The 17205-nt window shown below is 31.5% G+C and carries 14 protein-coding genes; 11 read left to right on the top strand and 3 right to left on the bottom strand.

All coding sequences use genetic code 11. The annotated features are described in order from the left end of the window. The first annotated feature begins 3 nt into the window (after positions 1–3). The 8 genes from ACNQF6_RS05670 to ACNQF6_RS05635 all read left to right on the top strand — a co-directional run bounded on the left by ACNQF6_RS05670 (position 4) and on the right by ACNQF6_RS05635 (position 7674). Positions 4–462, top strand: coding sequence for a YciI family protein (locus ACNQF6_RS05670; protein WP_417964039.1), 459 nt, complete (start codon positions 4–6; stop codon positions 460–462). Positions 463–502: 40 nt separating this feature from the next. Next, positions 503–1060, top strand: a complete 558-nt coding sequence (locus ACNQF6_RS05665) for a sugar O-acetyltransferase (RefSeq protein ID WP_417964037.1) — start codon at positions 503–505, stop codon at positions 1058–1060. Positions 1061–1144: 84 nt separating this feature from the next. Continuing rightward, the gene (locus ACNQF6_RS05660) at positions 1145–1540 is read left to right on the top strand and encodes a hypothetical protein (protein ID WP_417964035.1); all 396 of its coding nucleotides are present in this window, start codon (positions 1145–1147) and stop codon (positions 1538–1540) included. Positions 1541–1588: 48 nt separating this feature from the next. Continuing rightward, a complete protein-coding gene (gloA2, locus tag ACNQF6_RS05655) occupies positions 1589–1978 on the top strand; it encodes an SMU1112c/YaeR family gloxylase I-like metalloprotein (protein WP_417964033.1) in 390 nt (129 codons plus the stop codon). A gap of 49 nt (positions 1979–2027) precedes the next feature. Then, positions 2028–2636 carry an HPP family protein gene (locus ACNQF6_RS05650; RefSeq protein WP_417964031.1) on the top strand — a complete coding sequence of 203 codons (609 nt, stop codon included), beginning with the start codon at positions 2028–2030 and terminating at the stop codon, positions 2634–2636. Positions 2637–2839: 203 nt separating this feature from the next. After that, entirely contained in the window at positions 2840–3379 is a 540-nt protein-coding gene (locus ACNQF6_RS05645) for an IS1096 element passenger TnpR family protein (protein ID WP_417964029.1), read from the top strand. An 88-nt stretch (positions 3380–3467) separates the two neighbouring features. Then, positions 3468–4526 carry a nucleoid-associated protein gene (locus tag ACNQF6_RS05640; protein ID WP_417964027.1) on the top strand — a complete coding sequence of 353 codons (1059 nt, stop codon included), beginning with the start codon at positions 3468–3470 and terminating at the stop codon, positions 4524–4526. Positions 4527–5304: 778 nt separating this feature from the next. Continuing rightward, positions 5305–7674, top strand: coding sequence for a GAF domain-containing protein (locus ACNQF6_RS05635; protein ID WP_417964025.1), 2370 nt, complete (start codon positions 5305–5307; stop codon positions 7672–7674). On the opposite strand, the gene ACNQF6_RS05630 is transcribed toward ACNQF6_RS05635, so the two are convergent. After that, positions 7671–8855, bottom strand: a complete 1185-nt coding sequence (locus tag ACNQF6_RS05630) for a Pycsar system effector family protein (RefSeq protein ID WP_417964023.1) — start codon at positions 8853–8855, stop codon at positions 7671–7673. The genes ACNQF6_RS05635 and ACNQF6_RS05630 overlap by 4 nt on opposite strands. Before the next feature lie 25 nt (positions 8856–8880). Between ACNQF6_RS05630 and ACNQF6_RS05625 the strand changes: the two genes are divergently transcribed. Beyond that, complete coding sequence (locus tag ACNQF6_RS05625; RefSeq protein WP_417964021.1) at positions 8881–12615, top strand: metallophosphoesterase; 3735 nt, start codon at positions 8881–8883, stop codon at positions 12613–12615. Here the strand turns inward: ACNQF6_RS05625 and ACNQF6_RS05620 are convergent. Then, complete coding sequence (locus ACNQF6_RS05620) at positions 12598–13476, bottom strand: hypothetical protein (RefSeq protein ID WP_417964019.1); 879 nt, start codon at positions 13474–13476, stop codon at positions 12598–12600. The genes ACNQF6_RS05625 and ACNQF6_RS05620 overlap by 18 nt on opposite strands. 28 nt (positions 13477–13504) lie before the next feature. Further along, positions 13505–14572, bottom strand: a complete 1068-nt coding sequence (locus tag ACNQF6_RS05615; RefSeq protein ID WP_417964017.1) for a hypothetical protein — start codon at positions 14570–14572, stop codon at positions 13505–13507. Between the two features lie 404 nt (positions 14573–14976). Between ACNQF6_RS05615 and ACNQF6_RS05610 the strand changes: the two genes are divergently transcribed. Beyond that, positions 14977–16806 carry a PAS domain S-box protein gene (locus ACNQF6_RS05610; RefSeq protein ID WP_417964015.1) on the top strand — a complete coding sequence of 610 codons (1830 nt, stop codon included), beginning with the start codon at positions 14977–14979 and terminating at the stop codon, positions 16804–16806. After that, positions 16796–17197, top strand: a complete 402-nt coding sequence (locus ACNQF6_RS05605) for a response regulator (RefSeq protein ID WP_417964013.1) — start codon at positions 16796–16798, stop codon at positions 17195–17197. Before ACNQF6_RS05610 ends, ACNQF6_RS05605 begins: the two co-directional genes overlap by 11 nt. Positions 17198–17205 lie beyond the last annotated feature (8 nt).

The following is a 17205-nucleotide window of genomic DNA, read 5'->3' as shown; positions in this document are numbered from 1 at the left end:
AAAATGAAAAAATCAATCTTATTCCTTTTATTGTTCTCTTTTAGCACCGTACTATTTTCTCAAGAAACGGAATCAGCATTTGATGAAAAACTGGCAAAATCTCTTAAAGCAGATGATTACGGAATGAAGCAATATGTTTTTTGCTTATTAAAAACAGGAAGCAATACAACTGCAACTAAAGAAGAAACTCAAAAATTATTTGAAGGACATATGGCAAATATCAATCAATTAGCAAAAGAAGAAAAACTGGTTGTGGCAGGTCCTTTCATGAAAAATGAAAGAAATTACAGAGGCATTTATATTTTTAACGCCAGTAGTATCGAAGAAGCTAAAACATTTGTGGCGACAGATCCAGCGGTACAATCGAAACTTCTGGAAGCTGAACTGACACTTTGGTATGGAAGTGCGGCATTGCAGGAAACACTAAAAATCCATGATAAAATAGCCAAAACTAAAATATAACAGCAAAAACAACTATACATTTTGCTCAAATTTATAAACTATGATAACTGAAAAAGAAAAAATGATTGCCGGAGAATATTATTTAGCAGGCGATCCTGTTTTAGTAAAAGACAGACGGAAATCTAAAAATTTACTCCACCGATTAAATGTTACAGAATACCGAGTGACAAAAAAAGCACGGGAAATACTAAAAGAACTCATTCCTAATGCAGGACCAAATCTTTATATTGAGCCTCCTTTTTTTTGTGACTACGGATACAATATCAGTTGTGGCGAAAACGTTTATTTCAATGTAAACTGTGTTGTTTTGGATTGTGCCAAAGTCACTATTGGTTCCAATGTCTTTTTTGCTCCGGGCGTTCAATTGTATACAGCAACTCATCCGCTGGATGCTGAACTGAGAAAAACAATGGAAAATGCATTGCCAATAACCATTGGTGATGATTGCTGGATTGGCGGAAATTCAGTTATTTGCCCAGGCATTACCATTGGGAATGGCTGTGTAATTGGAGCAGGTTCAGTGGTTACAAAAGACATCCCTGATAATTCATTGGCTGTAGGAAATCCGGCAAAAGTGATTCGGAAATTAAATGTTTAATGAATATCCCAACCCAAAATACAACGCCAAAAAACTAAAAACTTAGTATCTTTGTTATAAACATTTAAACTTTTTAAAATCATCATGAAACACCTCAAAACATTTCTAGTCTTAGCACTTATTGTTCTTGCAAACTCCGTTTCAGCACAATCCACTTTCCAAAAATGGCCAGTCATAAAAGAATTTCACGAAGTAATGTCACAAACATTTCATCCTGCTGAAGAAGGAAATCTCGCTCCAATCAAAGCTCGTTCAGAAGAAATGATGAACAAAGCTGCCATGTTATTAAAGTCTGATATTCCTGCAGAATTTAAGACTAACGCTATTTTGGCTTCAGCTGAACGATTACAATTAAAAAGTAATACGTTGCATAAATTAGTTACTTCAAATGGAGCTGATGCAGCAATTTTGAAATCAATCACTGAATTACACGACACTTTCCATGAGATTGTAGGACTTTGTTCTGACGCAAAAAAGTAAAAACCCAAAGCCTAATCAACAGATTAGGCTTTATTTATTATAATAAATATGCTACAACTTAATAAAATACACCACATTGCCATTATTTGTTCTGATTATCAAAAATCTAAAACGTTCTACACAAAAATTTTAGGACTAACAATTGTTCAAGAAATTTATCGGGAAGAAAGACAATCCTATAAACTGGATTTAGCCTTAAACGGAAATTATATCATTGAGATTTTTTCGTTTCTAAATCCTCCACAACGCCCCTCAAAACCTGAGGCTGCAGGATTCCGTCATTTAGCTTTTGAAGTAGATGACATTCAAGTAACTCGTGATTTTTTAGTCAAAAAAAATATCAGTTCAGAGGAAATTCGTATGGATGAGCACACTAAAAAACGTTTTTTCTTCATAGCAGATCCAGATGATTTACCGATAGAGTTTTATGAAAAATAAGTCGTTTTTGTACAAATACATTTAATAATAACGTCACTATATTTTTGACATGAATACTAATATTAAAATAAAAAGGAGTTATCGCAAAACCAAATACATTCTTTACAAAGAAACTTTAATTGATTTTAAGGAACATTTTTGGGCTTTTCTGGGTTCATTCATTGGCATCGGACTAATCGCTTTCCTGCAATCTAAAACTTTACTGCATGTAGATGTAATCTATTTAATTGGGTCTTTTGGAGCTTCAAGCGTATTGGTTTATGGAATTATCCAAAGCCCATTGGCTCAACCCCGAAATCTTATAGGCGGACATATCATATCTGCACTTGTAGGCGTTACAGTCGCTAAATTAATACCTGATATTTTATGGTTAGCCGCTCCTCTGGCCGTTTCCTTGTCTATTGTTTTAATGCAAATAACAAAAACACTACATCCTCCGGGTGGCGCTACTGCTTTGATTGCCATCATTGGCACACCAAAAATTAAAAACCTTGGCTATTGGTATGTACTTTATCCAGTATTGAGCGGTGTACTAATTTTATTGGTTGTCGCTTTGATTTTTAATAATATGACGCCAGACAGATCTTATCCAAATCATAAAAAGTACCACATCATTAGAAAAAAACTGGTTGGTAAGATTAAAAAAAGTATCTCTTGACGTACATCCAAAATAAAGCACAAGTAGCCTATTAATTTTGTACAACAATCTAAATACTCGTAGAATAAATGACAATCAAAAACTTATTCTCCTTGAAAGTCATACACAAAAATCTTATCAACAAATCGAAAATCTGTCCCGAAACTTCGGGATAAAATCTAAAATTAAATTTTACCTTTGGGCTTTCAATAAAAATAAAGATTATGGTTTATAAATTTAGAGTGATTCTAGACGCGGAAGAAGATGTTTTTAGAGACATTGCAATACTTGAAGACGATACTTTAGAAGATTTGCACAATGCTATTTTTAATTCTTTCGGATTTGACGGAATGGAAGTGGCTTCGTTTTATACTTGTGATGAAACTTGGAATCAAGAAGAGGAAATTTCACTTTTTGATACCGGTGATGTTCCAGGCGAGCAAAAAATCATGAGCGATTACCAATTGTCAGCTATTTTAGATAAAGAAAATACTAAAATCCTCTATGTTTATGATTTCATCAATATGTGGACTTTCCTTGTAGAACTGGCTGCTGTAGAAGATCAACTTGCTGGAAATACCTATCCGGAAACCATTTTTTCACACGGTGAAATGCCAGATGAAGCGATGGAAAAAAACTTTGAATCAGATAATGCCGATGATTACAATGATGAATTTGAAGACGGATTGGACGAAGACGATTTAGATATGTTTGAAGGAGATGATAGTTTTGAAGACTATGGATTTGAGGAGAACTGGAATTAAAGCATTATACAATTAAGAATCAAGAGCCAAGATAAAAGACCTTTTTGCTGTCTTTCATCTTGGTTCTTTTATCTAGAAAAATAAAAATATGATCAATTTATACAATACACACATCGAAAACTTGTCAATTCACAGAGTGGGTAACAAGAGTAGAAATGAAGCGATTTTTTTATCAGAGCAACCTTTTAATCTGAACGATGAAATTGTGCCTTTGATGAAAGAATTTTTCTTTAAACCCTTTAGAGAAAAAGAAGAAAACTATTTTCAGTTTGCTCATGAAATTGATTTGGATTACAATGATATGTTCAAATATGCAACAGAAATTTTTGAGAATCCAAATACGATTCATGAAGTTTCTCAAAAAATCACAAAACACTTATTTGAGCAATCTAATCATCCTCACATCAAGAATGGTGAAGTATATGTTACCTATTTAACCAACGTAAGTATTGATAATAATGTCGTGGATGCGATTGGAATTTTCAAAAGTGAGATTCAAGCTGACTTTTTACAATTTGAAGAGAAAGAAACTCACTTAGAAATGATTTTGCAACAAGGTGTGAGTTTAAATAAATTAGATAAAGGATGTTTAATCTTCAATTATAAAAAAGAAGAAGGCTATAAAATCTTGACTGTAGATAGCAACCGCTATGATGCCAGATATTGGCTAGAGCATTTTTTATCAGTTGATGCTTTTGAAGACGAGAACTTTATCACTAAAAAGTATTTAAAATTCTGTCAGAACTTTGCCAAAGATGTAGTTTTTCCAGCCGAAGACAAGAAAGAAGAAGTGATGTTTATGAATCGTTCCGTGAATTATTTTGCTAAAAATGATCAGTTCGAAGAAACTAATTTCTTAAATGAAGTTTTAGACAACCCTGATTTAATTCCAGAATTCAAAAATTACAAAATAGACAAAGGAGAGAAATACAGCATCGAAGATGTTACATCTTTTCCTATTGCAAATGCCGCAGTTTCTGACGCTAGGAAATCAATCAAAAACGTCATTAATTTAGATACACATATTCAAATTAAAATGGACTTCATCAATCCTGAAAGTGCCGAAAAATTTGTAGAAAAAGGCTGGGATGAAGAAAAACAAATGTATTACTATTTAGTTTATTTCAATAAAGAAGAGAAAAGTTAGTTTATGCATTTCAACTTCTAAATTTTAATCCTCAACCACTTGAATGGCTGAGGATTTTTTTTTAAATAAATTTAATTGTATAAGAATTTATATTTTTGCTAATTTAAAGTGCAATTGTTCGATTTTATTTGATATTTAAACGGGTAATAATTAGGTTTAATCCCCAATTTTAAAAACCAAATAGTATGAGTAAGACTGAAATCAAAGAAAATTTCTCAGTAAAAAAATTCTATGTTTGCTATTTGGTTATAAAATAATTATGACATAAATATAACAAATCATTTCAAAGAATTTAAATGCACAGTTTGTGAGCTCGAATTAACAAACGATGAGAAAAGCAGAAAAACGTTTCTTACCCCAGAATTTTAAAAAAAAACCTCATTGGCTTAAATAAAAAAATTCATTGATTGTAAAATTAACCTCAAAATTTGTTACAGTTCATATAATTACCAAAACAATCAACAAGTACTTTTTATTCTAAAAAAAAGCTTACGTGAATGTTTCAAGAATAAATATTCAATTATGTTTAGCTTGCAAAAAAACATGTTAATTCTCCTAGTACTAAAATCAATACTTATCTTGACTTAGAAAAAAATCAAAAAACAACTACTCTACAATAGCATTTATATCAGATAATTTTCTAAAAAAGGTGTGTTTTGAAATACTAAACATTTGATTTTCTAAATTAAAATCAAAGTAATTCTTTAGAAAAAAGACCCGTAAAATTGTCAATCCAATATCGTTTATTAGTAATTTTGTACGCTAAATAAACTATCAGATGGATTATCATTTGTTTAAAGAAAGCCCGTTCAAAACTCTAATTTCGTTCCATAAACTCATTGAAGCTTTAGAGAAAATCGCAGTCACTAATGTCGATTACCGCTCAAATTATGCCAAAGCTTTATTGAAAGAAATAGAACCTTTTCCTGAATTCAAAACTGGAATTGAGGATTTGAATTTAATTCCTGAAAACGAAACTCTGATAAACTACTTATTAGCAGACCTTTTCCCTACAGCACTGACTCAAAACGAAATTAAAGCGGCTACTATTCCTTTTCAGAACTTTACTTTTAATTACTCTGAAAGATTCAAAAAAATACTTCAAAATGCTGGAAGAACATTTGATATGACTATCAGGGATTTTGATCAAAATCAATTCTACATCATGAATTGTATTTTGATTTTGAATACATTTTACAATCAGCATTTTGATTTTAACAGACCTTTATTTTACGATATCCCAGATGCAAATGGCATCATGAAGCATTATAGAATTCTATATAATGCTGATTTCATGGAAATCATCCCTACTGATAAAGCGATAACACTATCTGCTGAAGATATAGATTTATTGATGGATAATTATGACAATATCGATTTGTGGAAAGAGAAATTCCCTTCAGAAAGCTGGATTTTAAAAGGCTTTGGTATCGTATCATTATTTGATGCCTCCATTGAAAGTGCGATTTCTAATTTGAAAAGTAGTCTGTTAAAATCAGAAAAACATCAGACGGATAGTAGTAATGATTTTGAAACTATTTTTCGTTCTATTTTTAAAGTTTCTGATTTAAAAGTTGGTTTTATTATTTACAATGAAGAAGATCAAAAGTTTGTAAAGCCTCCCTATGATGATAAAAAAATAGATAGTTTTATTCTACACGACATGCAAGAAGTCGATTGTAAAAATGCGCTTTTTGGTTGCTCATTGGAAAATATTTTGGAACAGAACAAACCGTTTGTAATTTCAAATGTTGAAAAATTTGCCAAAACATCAGAAAATGAAAAACTGGGAGAACATTTTTTAAAACTTAATATTCAAAGCTGTATTCTTGCTCCGGTGATAAAAAACGGTAAACTTTTGGGCATTATAGAATTAGTTTCGGGAAAACCAAGAGAACTTAACAGCATTAATGTAAACAATCTGGATTTGATTTTACCATACGTGGTAGACACATTGGAGCGTTACAAAAATGATATGCAACACCAAATAGAAGCTATCATTCAAAGAGAATATACAGCCATACACCCCAGTGTTTATTGGAAATTTAGAAGAGAAGCGCTTAAATATTTTCAGACTAATAATCCAAATAAAGACTATATTTTCAAGGAAATCGTGTTTAAGGAAGTATACCCTTTGTATGGTCAAATAGACATTAAAGGTTCATCTAATCATAGAAATGAAACGGTAAAAGAAGATTTAAAAAATCAACTAGGTGCTCTTATAAAAATCTTTGAAAATCAAAATTCAAATACTAATTTGGTTTTATTGGAACAACGAAAATTTGAATTGCAATCATTTTACAATCAACTGGAATTCCCTTTAAAAGCGGATACCGAACAACAAATTCAACTTTACATAGAAAAAGAAATTCATCCTATTTTAAGGAATACAAAAACTAATGCGCTAGGTGAAACGCTGGAGCAAAATTACTTTGAAAGTTTAGATGAAAAAACAGGCATGTTTTACCATTCGAGAAAGAAATTTGACAATGCCATGTCTATTGTCAATAAAAAATTAGCTTCAATTCTGGATAAAAAACAAGTTGAAGCACAAAATATTTTTCCTCATTATTATGAGCGTTTCAAAACCGATGGTGTGGAACACAATCTTTATATAGGTTCATCAATTACGCCAAGTAAAGATTTTGATAGTATGTATCTTCATAATTTGAGATTATGGCAATTGCAAACCTTGTGCGAAATGGAGCTGGAACACCATCAACTCAAATCTACTTTGCCTTATGAACTTGATGTGACTTCGTTGATTTTAGTGTTTAGTTCTGCTATTTCTATCCGATTTAGAATGGATGAAAAACGTTTTGATGTTGACGGGACCTACAATGCGCGTTACGAAGTAGTAAAAAAACGCATCGACAAAGCCAATATCAAAGGAAGCAAAGAGAGAATTACCGAAAAAGAAAAAATTACAATTGTCTATTCCCATAATAATGAGGAAACAGAATATTTGAATTATATCAAATTTCTACAATTTAAAAAAGTATTGGAACCAACCATCGAACAATTTGAAGTGGAAGAATTACAAGGCGTTTCGGGGCTAAGAGCAATCAGGGTAAAAGTGATTAATGATATTAAAGAACAAACGCCCAAAAACTTTTCTTACCAAGATTTACTGGATGAATTGAATTAAGTACCAACCATTTTAAACGCAATTACAAAAGCAATTACCGAGATTATAATTCCTATCATGAAAAAATTATAGGCAACTCTTAATAAACGGTATTTTTTCTCGAGAACTAATCCCAGAAAATATAAATCCTTAATCATGGAGTTATAAAGGTATTCCCTATCTTTCATCATTTCGTTCATAGCCCATTGGTATTCATCCAAAGGCATTTTATAGAAATTTCCGAAGAATAGTAAATTCACTTTTTTATTTTCAATATCTTGTCGTGTAAAAACTCCTTTCGTCACTTTTGGTCGTGTGGAAAGTATGGCAAAAATAATAGTAATAACACTGGACATCAGCATGATGAAAGTAGGAACCATCAGATGAACATTTTTTGGACTGTCTAATTTTGGAATCAACGTAGAAAGCGCTATCGAAATAATAATTGCATTTACGGAGAGTAAAATATTGGCTTTACTATCAGCAATTCCGCTTAAACTGGTATGATTATTCAATGTTACCCTAAATAAAGTATCAACCGCTCGTTCCGGTTTTTCTTCTTTTTCTCTTTTTTTATATTCTTTATCTGGTTCGTTATTCGTTTTCAAGTTCATTTTTTTTATTTTTTTCTGAAGACGTTTTATGTTTTTCTCCTTTAAAGGTTGCCAATTTTCAATGGCATAATCCGTATAAAACCGATGAATATTAGCTAAAAAATTGAAGTTCTCTACAGCCCAATCTTTATCTGTAAAAGATTTTCCTTCTATATTTCTCCATTCGTTTCTTAACCCTTCACAGCTAAAAATATAATCATCACTCAAAATATGGAAATAATCGGCATCTTTTATTATTTTTTCAAAAAGGGTTTTGGGAACATACTCCTTTTCGGTGGCTTTGATTAACTCTGCCACTTTCTCAATATAATCAGCAGATTTTTCGTTTTTTGTTAAAAAATCAGAAGCTATCACAACGCTTGAATCTTCATGATTACTGCAACCCGTTATATATCCTGTGTCATGAAACCAAGCGGCCAGAAGCAACATTTCTTTATCAGAGGAACTTATATTTTCGCTGTCAGCAAGTGTTCCAACAGCTGCTGCTACGTCAATAGTGTGTTGAAAATTATGATAGGTATATGAATTAGAAAGTTTATCTTTGAGTAATTTACTAACAAAATTTTCGGCTTGTTCTATAAGATTCATAAAGAAATTTTTATACTACTAAATTATGAAATTGTTTTCGGATAATTGTTTTATTACTTCGAATAAAGTAGCTTTTATGTTATTTTTTTCGGCCTTGATTTTTCAATCATGTGCAACACATCACGCACAATTTGGTAAAAAAATCAAAAATCCGGTACTACAAAACGGAACAGATAGCTCAAAAATTGCACATACTTTTTATTTAATTGGTGATGCCGGAAATGCCAATGAAGAAAAAGCACAACAAACAATTGGTTTACTGGAAGATCGATTAAAAAAAGCAAACAATAATACAACTCTTTTATTTCTTGGTGACAATATTTATCCAAAAGGATTGCCGAATACTGACCGCCCAAATGAGCGAATTATTGCCGAAAGTAAGCTAACAAATCAACTAAAATTATCTAAAAACTTCAAAGGTCAAACTATTTTTATTCCTGGAAACCACGATTGGTACAGTGGAATAAAGGGTTTAGAACGCCAGTCAAAATTTGTAACCGAATATTTAAATGATAAAAAATCATTTTTACCCAGAAAAGGCTGTGGGATTGATGACTTAGAAATCAATAAAAATCTAACTTTGATTGCTATCGACAGTCAATGGTTTCTGGAAGACTGGGATAATAGTCCAACTATAAATGATGATTGTACGATAAAATCAAGAGAAGCTTTTTTTAATGAGTTAGAAGATATTCTGAATAAAAATCAAGAGAAAACAATAATTCTGGCATTGCATCATCCATTAATGAGCAATGGAACACACGGCGGACAGTTTTCATTGGAAAAACAACTATTTCCATTAGAGCAAAAAATTCCACTTCCTGTCTTGGGTTCCGTTATTAACCTCATCAGAAAAACATCGGGAATTAGCCCGCAAGACATTCAAAACAAACAGTATACTATTTTTATAAAACGCATAAAAACACTATTACAGAGCCAAGATAATGTTATTGTAGTTTCTGGCCATGACCATAATTTACAATACATTGAAAAAGATAACATCAAACAAATAGTAAGTGGTGCCGGATCAAAATCAGAGGCTGCAAAAGCCGTTTTTCCAAATGATTTTTCTTATGGTGGAAATGGGTATACCGCATTAAGTATTTATGAAAATGGAGCTGCAAAAGTTTCCTTCTACGGAAAAGAAAATAGTAAAGAAAAACTGATTTTCGAACAATTTATAGTGGCTAAAAAAGATGATTTCAGTACCAAAAATTTTCCAACTTCATTTGCTAAAACGACCACTGCAACTATCTATTCAGCAAAACAAACCGATAAAAATGCATTTTATAGATTCCTTTTCGGAAAGCATTATAGAAAGTATTACAGCTTACCAATAGAAGTACAAACAACAACGATTGACACTCTTTTTGGCGGTTTAAAACCAAAACGTGCCGGTGGCGGACATCAATCAAAATCATTGCAAATTGTTGACAAAAACGGAAAAGAATATGTAATGCGCGCCTTGAAAAAAAGTGCTCCTCGTTTTCTGCAATCGGTAGCGTTTAAAGACCAATTTATCGAAAACGAATTTGAAGATACGTATGCTGAGAATTTTTTACTCGATTTTTATACCACTTCACATCCGTACACTCCTTTTGCTGTTGGGAACTTAGCCGAAAAGATTGGTGTCGCACATTCGAATCCTGTATTGTATTATATTCCTAAACATAAAGCTTTAAAAGATTTTAATGCAAATTTTGGTGATGAATTGTATATGGTAGAAGAGCGTCCTACTGACAGCCAAATTGGTGTAAAAAGCTTTGGGAATCCTACAGCAATAATAAGTACGGAAGATGTATTGAAGAACCTTCATAAAGATGAAAAATATGTCATTGATGAAGAGGAATATATCAAAGCACGATTATTTGATATGCTCATTGGAGATTGGGACAGACATGAAGATCAATGGCGTTGGGGAGAATATAAAGTGGGCAAAAAAATAATTTACAAACCCATTCCTAGAGATCGTGATCAGGCATTTACAAAATATGATGGAGCATTGCTTACTCTTTTGATGAATATGCCGTCATTACGCCACATGCAAACCTTTAATGAGAAAATTAAAAATGTAAAATGGCTGAATCGTGAACCTTATCCATTGGATCTTGCTTTTCTAAAAACTGCCAATGAAAAAGATTGGTTACAACAAGCCAAATACATTCAGGAAAACCTTTCGGATAATGCTATAGAAAATGCCTTTGATAATCTGCCAAGAGAAGTTCAGGACGAAACTATAGCAGACATAAAACGTAAATTAAAAATACGAAAAACAGAATTACAGCGCTATGCATCTGACTATTATAGAGTGCTGCAAAAAACAGTTTTAATTGTTGGTACAGATAAAAAAGACAAATTTATAATTCACCAGACTGCAAAAAATAAGATTGATATTGAAGTGTATCGTTTAAAAAATGAAGGAGATGAATTGCTGTACACAAAAGATTTTGTTGCTGCAAACACAAAAAATATTTGGATTTATGGATTGGATGATGATGATATTTTTGAAGTAAAAGGAAACGCGAAATCAGACATAAATATTCGATTAATTGGAGGACAAAACGAAGATTCCTATACTGTAGAAAATGGAAAAAAGGTAAAAATTCATGATTTTAAATCAAAAACGAATACCTATGTTTTAGATTCAAAAACCAGAGTTCTTTTGTCAGATGATTATGAAGCCAGTCTTTATGATTATAAAAAGCCCAAATACAATGCTTTTTCAGGATTACCAAATATTGGTTTTAATCCTGATGATGGTGTCAAAATAGGTTTTATTACCAACTACACCATCAATAAATTCAATCAAAATCCATACACGCAAAAACACATTTTAAAAGCAAATTACTTTTTTGCCACAGACGGATATGAACTTATTTACAATGCACATTTTCCAAAGTCTATTGGTAAATGGGATTTAGATTTGGAAAGCCAATTTACGAGTCCGAATTTTACCATTAATTATTTTGGCACTGGAAATGAAACCGTAAACAATGATGAAACTTTCGGAATGGATTACAACCGCGTGCGCATCCGAATGCTGAAAGTGCTACCATCAATCAAAAAAGTGGGTAAATATGGAAGTACAATCCATTTCCAAACTTCCTTTGAGCAAATCAGCGTAGAGGAAACCAATAATCGATTTATAAATATTCCCGGAATCGTAAATCCTGCTATTTTTGACAGTCAACAATTTGCAGGAGCAACACTTAAATACAGTTTCGAAAATTATGACGTCCCTTCATTTCCCTCTATGGGAATGGGATTTTCTATAGCTGGGACATGGAAAATGAATTTGAATGATGCTAAAATAAATTTTCCTTCATTAGAAAGCAAGCTTAATTTTAATCATAAAATTGATGCCAATGGTCAAGTAGTTTTGGCCACAATTTTGAAAGCAAAAGTGCTATTGAATAACAATTTTGAGTTTTACCAAGGAGCAACTTTGGGAGGTGGTTATGATTTAAGAGGTTTTAGGAACGAACGCTTTTTAGGCAATCAATCGTTTTATCAAAGTAGTGACATCCGATGGAATTTAGGGAAAATTAGAAGAAGCGTTTTGCCTATGACTTACGGAATTCTGGGTGGTTTTGATTATGGAAGAGTTTGGCAAAAAGGCGAGGATTCAGATAAATGGCATCAATCTTTTGGAGGTGGATTATGGCTCAACGGTCTGAATGTGGTTACAGCCCGAATCACCTATTTTAAAACTGCAAATGAGGAAGCCCGAATTGCTTTTGGTTTAGGATTTGGATTTTAGTTTTTTGATACTTACCTGATAAACATTCCCTCCTATGCTTTTAGATCTTTCATCGGCAATAAAAAGTATGTCATTGTCAATAAAAGAAGCTGCTTCTTTTTGAGAAAAATGATCTAATTCTAGGATAGTTTTTGTTCCATTCAGAAAATTATCAGCTTCGAAATTTTCGAATAAAAAAACTTTATCATGGGTCAAAACAGCAACTTTTGACTCATCTGGACTTATTGTTGCAGCTGTAATTGCACAATGATTGTAATTGTCACAAGTTTTGAACTCCCCCATTAAAACCGCCTGATGAAAACCTGCCGTATTGGAGATTTTGTATAAAAAAGCAGTTCCGTCAAAACCTTTGCTTCTGTTTTTTGTGAAGAGGTAGAAATTATTTTTAAACTCAAAAAAACCTTCTACATCATAGAACATTTCTGTTTTTTTAGGAGGAAATTTTTTTTGTTCCGGATACGCAAATGAAACTTTGTAAGCTGGAATTGCACTTTCATCCGCTAAGGATTTTATATCGATTTTATAAATACTCAAATCCTTTCTTTCATTATCATTGTTGCCAAAATCTCCAATATAAAGATTTCCATCTTTGTCTTTTGTAATATCTTCCCAATCGATATTCTCCGTATTTTCAACGATAATCGTTTTCTCAATTTTGCCGTTTTTAAAATTCAGACCGTAAATTTCATTAGCATTACCGCTGTCTTCGAGTGTCCAAAGCAAATTACTTGATTTCGAATAAGTAATTCCCGAAACTTCTTTAAGTTTTTTAGGCAGCGAATAAACCGTTGTTAAAGCGCCTGAATCTTGTTGACAAGACAAAAAAGTAAAAACAGATAAGATGAAAATATAGTTTCTCATAGTTGAATTAATGTAATTTATAAAAAGACTAAAATTCCGTTTTAAATAAATTTGTGTTTTTAAAGTTTCTAGTAATAAATTCAAAAGCTGCACTCATGATATTACCCATAGATTTTGCTTTTTTAAAATTCAAATCATTCGTGTAACGGTACAATTCTAACTGCAATTGCTTCAAATGTTCCTCTGGAGCAATAACATCATTTCCCATAATTTGCAATAATCTTTTGATACGATTCTCGGCAGAATGGATTCTTTTGGCAAGAACTGCTCTTTCCTCATCTTTATATTGCTCGATTGAACTGTTTTGAAGTTTGTCCTTAACTAATTTTACCATTGGATAATTTTCTTTGAAAAATTGAGGTCGGTAGACTTTAAAATTCCCTTCATAACACTGCTGGTCAAAATCGATGGCGCGTATTTTATAAACAACATGATCAAAATCATGTGTAGGAACAATTACATAATTATAGGAACGCATATCTCCCAGTAATCGTATCATGCAACGCTCGTTGAATTTTACAAACTCTTTTGCAATTTGTGATTTTTCCGTTTCGGTACAATTTGCCAAAAGTGTTTTTATAAAAACATCACCAGGAATCCCCATTATGTGTTCCTCTATCAAAGTGTCATTGTACACTAAAAAATTTATTTTATCCGGAGATAAAATATGCTCTAATTCAAGTCCATAAATACGGGATGCATCTGCTTTCTTGATATAAAAATGAGTGTAATTGTCATTCAGAATATTTCGGACTTTTATACGAAACGGTTTTGAGTTTCCAAATGTGCAGTAATCAATAGAATCCACATTCAAAAATTTAATAATCCCCAAATTACCATCAGAATGCAACAACGAATAAATTTTCTTTAAATTTAGATCAATTTCTTGCCTTTCAAATTCGTTGTAATACACTCTAATCCATAAAGTATCTTCGTCATTTTTATCATAAACGTTCACAGATCCTGAAAAACGCAATAAGTCATCATAAAAAATAGAAACTGTTGATAAACGGTCAAAACGCTCCAAGTATTCCAAAAGTGATTTGTTTATGGGATAGGATGGTTTTTTAAAAAGCATTACTGGCTCACTACTCATTTGAAAAATAATTTAATACAAAATTACAATAAATTAAGTCGTTGAAGGGTATTCCTTTTTGAATATATGTTTTCAAACTACTTAGTAATTAAAAATGAAAAGAGTTTTGAATACCATTTTGATTTTCTCATTTAAACAAAATAAAGGTAAACCTTAGGCACTAAAAAGAGTAAAAGACTAAAAACAAACCATAACTACTTAATTATTAGACATAAAAATGGTTTTTATGTTTTCTAAAAATTTAAAACAAAAAACGCAAACAATTAAAAAAGAACGTATTACATTTTTTAAAATAAAATAAAATTATAAGTCAGTAGTTTTTATGTTAAAAAATAGTTAGCTCAAAGATTTAAATTTTATATTTGATTGTCCCCAAGACTATTAAAAATATATAAACCCTACTGATGATAGATAAGCTTGAACTCTATTTCAAGGCCGCGCAATCAGCCAAAATTGGAATATGGAAAATGAACCTGCAAACCAATGACGTTTTTTGGGATGCTGTTACGAAATGCATTCTTGAAGTTCCTGAAGATTTTGAACCGGTAAATGGAAACGGCATAAATTTTTATACAGAAGGTGAAAATAGAGATCGAATTAAGGTACTTATCGAAAAAGCGATCAATGAAGGAATTTCATTTAATGATAAATTTCAGATTACTACAGCTAAAAACAACATCAAGTATATTGAATGTATTTGCCAAGTAGAAATTATTGATGAAAAACCTCTGAATTTATTGGGTACATTCCAAGACATAACAAATGAACAGAATCTAATCAATGAGCTACAGTTAAATGTAGAAAAATTTTCTTCGATTTTTTCCAGTGCCAATGATGCCATTTTTATTATTGATACCTCAAATGGTGTAATCACTGATTGTAACCCCAGATCATCAGAACTTACAGGATACAATAACTCTGAATTAAAGGGATTACATAATTCAAAATTATTTCCGGTTGAGTTGAGGACAGAGCTACGGTTATTCTTGAAATATAATTTAACCCAAAATGAATATACCGTTAATGAAACCTACATCAAAACAAAATTAGGAGAAACAATTCCCGTTGAAATAGCTTCGGGGAAAATATTTCAAGTTGACAACATAAAGTATTTAGTCTGTTTCGTTAGAGATATTAGCGAAAGAAAGAACGTTGAAGCTAAATTGAGTTTACTATCGCTTGCGGCTTCTGAAACAACAGATACCATTGTAATAGCAAATGAAAAAGGAGAAGCAGTATGGGCAAATCAAGCCTATTTAGATATTACCGGTTTAAATATGGAGGAAATAATAGGAAAAAAACCTGGTTATTTATCCAAAGGTCCTGAAACTGATTTAAACGCTTCATTATTAATGAGAAAAGCAATTAAAAACAAAGAAAGTATCAAAATCACAATACTTAATTACAATAAAAAAAACGAGAAATATTGGTTTGAATTAAATATAACTACCGTTTTTGACAGTAATAATAATTTCATCAATTTTGTTGGTGTTGGTCGAAACGTAACCCAACGAATTGAAAAAGAATTTGAACTTAAACGCTTATTGGATGTAACCAGTAGCCAAAACAATAAATTATATAATTTTACCCATATTGTCTCCCACAACATACGCTCACACGCAAGTAATTTATCAATGGTAGTGGATGTAATTGATAATACCGATGATATTGATGAAAAACTTTCTTATTTTGATTTATTCAAAGAAGGAACAGAAAAACTATCAGAGTCAATTGAATATTTGAATGAAATTATAACTATTCAACAAAAGACAAATATTGAAAAAACTAATATTAAGTTAAAGAATGAAATCGAAAAAACAAAAAAAGCGCTAAGTTTAGCCATTAAAGACAGTCAAATAACTATTACACATACCATTCCCGAAGACCTAACTGTCAATGTTATACCTGCTTATCTCGATAGTATTTTGCTGAATTTATTTTCGAACGCCATTAAATATAAATCTCCAGAACGAAAAGCTACTTTAGAAATTAGTCACGAAATCATAGATGACTATACAGTTATTAATTTTAGAGACAATGGGGTAGGCTTAGATTTAAAAAAAAATGGGCATAAACTTTTTGGAATGTATAAAACATTTCATGGCAACGAAGATGCAAAAGGAATTGGATTATTTATAACCAAAAACCAACTCGAAGCTATGGATGGAAAAATTGAAATTGAAAGTGAAGTGGGACTTGGTTCTAATTTTAAAATTTATTTAAATGAACAATAAATTAACATACATCATTGATGACGACAAACTAACGGTGAAATTAATGAGTATACTCATCGCTAAAAGTAAGTTTTGTGAAGAAATCCATTCCTTTAATAATGCTCAATTTGCCATAAATAAACTGAAAGAAAATTGGAATAATAGTGAAATTCTACCCGATGCAATTTTACTTGATTTAAATATGCCGGTGATGGATGGGTGGCAGTTTTTAGATGAATTTATACATTTACCGATAAAAAAAGAAATTTCAATTTTTATTATGACCTCGTCAATCGACCCTGCTGATATAGAAATGGCAAAAAAATATGATGTGATAAAAGATTACATCATGAAACCTATCACTGCTAACAAATTAGACATGCTATGCAAACTAATTTCAAAAATAAACTAATTCCGATT

Origin of the sequence: Flavobacterium pasteuri, assembly GCF_048286615.1 — a bacterium.
Taxonomy (GTDB): Bacteria; Bacteroidota; Bacteroidia; order Flavobacteriales; family Flavobacteriaceae; genus Flavobacterium.
This window is presented reverse-complemented; position numbering and strand designations above follow the sequence as displayed.

Bases quoted from the DNA above. Each gene is read 5' to 3' on its own strand.
- ACNQF6_RS05670 (WP_417964039.1), top strand. From the start codon at position 4: ATGAAAAAATCAATCTTATTCCTTTTATTGTTCTCTTTTAGCACCGTA.
- ACNQF6_RS05665 (WP_417964037.1), top strand. From the start codon at position 503: ATGATAACTGAAAAAGAAAAAATGATTGCCGGAGAATATTATTTAGCA.
- ACNQF6_RS05660 (WP_417964035.1), top strand. From the start codon at position 1,145: ATGAAACACCTCAAAACATTTCTAGTCTTAGCACTTATTGTTCTTGCA.
- gloA2 (WP_417964033.1), top strand. From the start codon at position 1,589: ATGCTACAACTTAATAAAATACACCACATTGCCATTATTTGTTCTGAT.
- ACNQF6_RS05650 (WP_417964031.1), top strand. From the start codon at position 2,028: ATGAATACTAATATTAAAATAAAAAGGAGTTATCGCAAAACCAAATAC.
- ACNQF6_RS05645 (WP_417964029.1), top strand. From the start codon at position 2,840: ATGGTTTATAAATTTAGAGTGATTCTAGACGCGGAAGAAGATGTTTTT.
- ACNQF6_RS05640 (WP_417964027.1), top strand. From the start codon at position 3,468: ATGATCAATTTATACAATACACACATCGAAAACTTGTCAATTCACAGA.
- ACNQF6_RS05635 (WP_417964025.1), top strand. From the start codon at position 5,305: ATGGATTATCATTTGTTTAAAGAAAGCCCGTTCAAAACTCTAATTTCG.
- ACNQF6_RS05630 (WP_417964023.1), bottom strand. From the start codon at position 8,855: ATGAATCTTATAGAACAAGCCGAAAATTTTGTTAGTAAATTACTCAAA.
- ACNQF6_RS05625 (WP_417964021.1), top strand. From the start codon at position 8,881: ATGAAATTGTTTTCGGATAATTGTTTTATTACTTCGAATAAAGTAGCT.
- ACNQF6_RS05620 (WP_417964019.1), bottom strand. From the start codon at position 13,476: ATGAGAAACTATATTTTCATCTTATCTGTTTTTACTTTTTTGTCTTGT.
- ACNQF6_RS05615 (WP_417964017.1), bottom strand. From the start codon at position 14,572: ATGAGTAGTGAGCCAGTAATGCTTTTTAAAAAACCATCCTATCCCATA.
- ACNQF6_RS05610 (WP_417964015.1), top strand. From the start codon at position 14,977: ATGATAGATAAGCTTGAACTCTATTTCAAGGCCGCGCAATCAGCCAAA.
- ACNQF6_RS05605 (WP_417964013.1), top strand. From the start codon at position 16,796: ATGAACAATAAATTAACATACATCATTGATGACGACAAACTAACGGTG.